Origin of the sequence: Methylophaga sp. UBA1464, from assembly GCF_002325665.1 — a bacterium.
Taxonomy (GTDB): Bacteria; Pseudomonadota; Gammaproteobacteria; order Nitrosococcales; family Methylophagaceae; genus Methylophaga.
The window spans coordinates 15,751-19,175 of the sequence record NZ_DCSO01000053.1 but is presented as its reverse complement, the minus strand read 5'-3'; the positions used below and the strand labels follow the sequence as shown (position 1 = coordinate 19,175).

Sequence of the window (3,425 nt, the reverse complement as noted above, 5' to 3'; positions counted from 1 at the left end):
ACTTTGTGGTGCAAAACGGTGCACTACGCACAAAGATGGTGAATTAGAGATCGCTTAATAAACGGTAATACGATTACGACCTTTATTTTTTGATTCGTACATAGCGTGATCACAGCGCTCAATCAGATTATCCATGCTTTCACCCAATTGATACTCGGCCACGCCGGCACTGATGGTCACACTCACAGTTTCATCCTTAATCCGAATCTGATGTTCACTGACAGCTTCACGTATTGTTTCGGCCACTCTTGCAGCATGTTGCTGATCACAGTTTTCCAGCAACAATAAAAACTCTTCTCCCCCCCAGCGACATAAAGTATCAACATCACGTACTTTCTGTTTTATCAGTCGACTGACCGACTTGAGCACCTGATCACCAAACTGGTGACCGTATTTATCGTTTACCATCTTAAAATGATCGATGTCGAGCACAATCATGGATAAAGACCAGTCCTTACGCAGTGCGGTTTTTTGTGCTTTATTGAATACCCAGTCAAATACCTGTCTGCTGGTGGCTCCGGTTAATTTATCTTTGGTGGCCATCATCTCCAGACGGCGCTGATAACCGCGTAAAGTAAAATGGGCAACCAGCAACACGCAGATGCTGATTGCCAGGGACACAGCAATATTGATCCATAAAGCGGTTTCAATGCGATCGGCCGCCGGGTCATTGATTTGTTCAACAATCAAGAACCAGTCAAACTCGGGTACCAGACGGCTGTTTAAATAAATAGTGTTACCGTTTTTGGCTGCATAAGTTACAGAAGCACTGGGATTACTGAGGATCTGCAGAAATAACTTATCTAAACCGTCTTTATTTTGCAGGTAGATATCATTCTGAAACTGACTGCTACGCAAGGTGATTTCGCCTTGACGATCAACAAAATAGATTTCCCGGCCATAGCGTCGCTGATAGTTTTCAATTAACTCTGCCACCGATTCCATTGACAGGCCGACCCCAGTGACACCGACTAACTCACCTTGTTGATTCATCACGCGATAGTTGACAAAAATACTCATGCGATTGGGTTCTGCAGTATCCCAGTCGATATTGATATCGTAATCGGTATTGATCTGACGGGTTTTAAAAAACCAGCTGTCAGCCGGGTCAGTCTCATCAACCTGCTTAATAATGCCCTTTGGATGGTAATAGTTACGGGTTTTTTCTGAGACAAAAAACGCGGTAATCGTATTGTATTTACGCTGAATCTGCGCCAGATAATCTGAAAGTTGCTGGGGATCCTGTTCACCGGTCTCGGCCCAGTTAATCAGAAAAGTATCATTCGCCATCAGTGAAGAAATTAATAATGGCTGTAACAGATCACGCTGGATTTCAGAATAGATGTTATCACTGGTCAGCGGCAGCATCTGCTTTTGCAGCTGATCACTGGTGGAATCGCGGGCAACGAAATAGCCAATCAGACTCGTTGCCATAAACCCCAGCAAAACCAGTGAACTGATTGTCAGCGTGAAAAGTCGTTTCCGATTCTGCATTCCTGGCGGCTCGTTATAAAACAAAGTTTTCAATCATAGAGAATCTGCAAACATAATCCTAGGGCTTATTTATCTTTCGTATCCACCACTGCTGGCGGCTATTTTTCCGTCTTACAAGGTGGAGATGAAAGATCAACAAGTTCTAATGGTTTGTTGCATATTGAGATTTTGAAGCCGTTATCTCACCAGGTTGAAAAGCGCTCATAATCGATTGAATATATTCATAGATGTCTTGGTAACGTGATCTGAGTGAATGCAGGTTTTGCAGGCCACTTTGTTTTTTCCCAGCCTGGTAGAGTTTGAGAGTCATGGTTAACAGATGATGAAAGCTTCTGTATTTTTCTTTCAGAATTTGCAGGCTTTCCATATCAATTAATTGGAGGTTTTCAGTTCGGTCCAACCAAACACCACAGTGAGATTGTTTGATCGAGATAATTGGACATAAGTTCACATCATCCAGCTCCGCTTCAAAACGAAGCTCGACACTTTCCAGACTCAATTGTAAATACAGACAAAACAAGTTTAATTGTGTCCATTTAATATGTTGCCGACTATCGCGGTAACTGAGCCAATCCTCAGGCAATGTAAATTGCTGCTGCCAGTCAGCAATGTGTGCAGCCGGCATCGGTTTCGCAATCACATAGCCCTGAGCAAGCTCGCACCCCATGGACAATAATATCTGCCCATGTCGCACTGATTCGACGCCTTCGGCGATAACTTCCAAATCAAAAGATCTGGCCAAAGCAATCACGCCTTCCACAATTTTACAATCATCGACATCGGCCAGCATATTGCGGACAAACGTCTGATCAATTTTCACAGCGGATACTGGTAGCGTACGGATATGGCTAAGGGAAGAGTAACCTGTACCAAAATCATCCAGCACCGTTTTGATATTGAATTCTTCACGGCAATGGCGGACCACATCAACAATCAGGCTGAGATCATCCAATGCATGACTTTCCAGAATTTCAAACTGGAAGTACTGTAAATCCACTGTTGGAAACTCAGCAATGATCTCATTAAGTCTTTGTAAAAATCCATTACTCCCCAGATGATAAGCTGACAGATTGATACTGATATGCCATGGTTTTGACTGGGCCTGCCATTGCTGTAAATAGTGTAAAGCCTGCCGAATGACCCATTCTCCTAACTGTATTTCCAGTGAGGTGCCATTGATTAATGGCAAAAAATCTTGTGGGAACATTAGTCCGTTATCCGGATGTTGCCAGCGAATTAATGCTTCAAAGCCAATCACTTCACCGCTACACATATTGATTTTCGGCTGCAGGAATAATTGAAATTCGTTCTCAGTCAATGCACGCCGGATAGCATATAACTGTTCGTTTTTTTCATCCCGCCAGGCTTCATTACCTGTTTCGTACATACGGAAAGTTTTCTTACCATCCAGCTTGGCTTTATAGAGGGTTTGATCAGCATGCTCTATCAAGGTCTGCATGGAGCCCTGATCAAACGGATAAACGGTATAGCCAATCGAGGCACTGATGCGGATGGTTTTATTTTCAATTTGATATGGCCGGCTCAACTCGTCGGTTAACCGGTGCAGTAATTGCTCACAATCCTGGCGATTTTTAATTTCGCCAAGCAGCATGACAAATTCATCCCCACCATAACGGGATACCGTATCATCCTGCCGTAGCATTGTCCTGATACGTTGTGCGACTTCAATCAATAATTCATCACCGGCGTTATGACCGAGTTCATCATTTACCGGTTTGAAATTATCAAGATCCAGGAAACATACGGCCAATAGAGTCTGCGTTCGGTTGCTGTGGGCGATGGCCTGTTCAAACCGATCTGCCAGCAGATTGCGATTAGGTAAAGCTGTCAACGCATCGTAATGTGCCAAACGTTCCAACTCGGCCTGATGCTGCTTGAGCATGGTAATGTCAGAAACCAGTCCAAGATGG

2 protein-coding genes are annotated in these 3,425 nt (G+C 43.8%); both read right to left on the bottom strand.

Translation table 11 applies throughout. From position 1 onward, the window contains the following. Positions 1 to 54: 54 nt before the first annotated feature. Complete coding sequence (locus tag B3O33_RS06480) at positions 55 to 1,494, bottom strand: sensor domain-containing diguanylate cyclase (protein WP_292362587.1); 1,440 nt, start codon at positions 1,492 to 1,494, stop codon at positions 55 to 57. A gap of 142 nt (positions 1,495 to 1,636) precedes the next feature. After that, the coding region (locus B3O33_RS06475; protein ID WP_292363226.1) for a putative bifunctional diguanylate cyclase/phosphodiesterase at positions 1,637 to 3,425 on the bottom strand (1,789 nt) is incomplete at its 5' end.

Bases quoted from the DNA above. Each gene is read 5' to 3' on its own strand.
- B3O33_RS06480 (WP_292362587.1), bottom strand. From the start codon at position 1,494: ATGCAGAATCGGAAACGACTTTTCACGCTGACAATCAGTTCACTGGTT.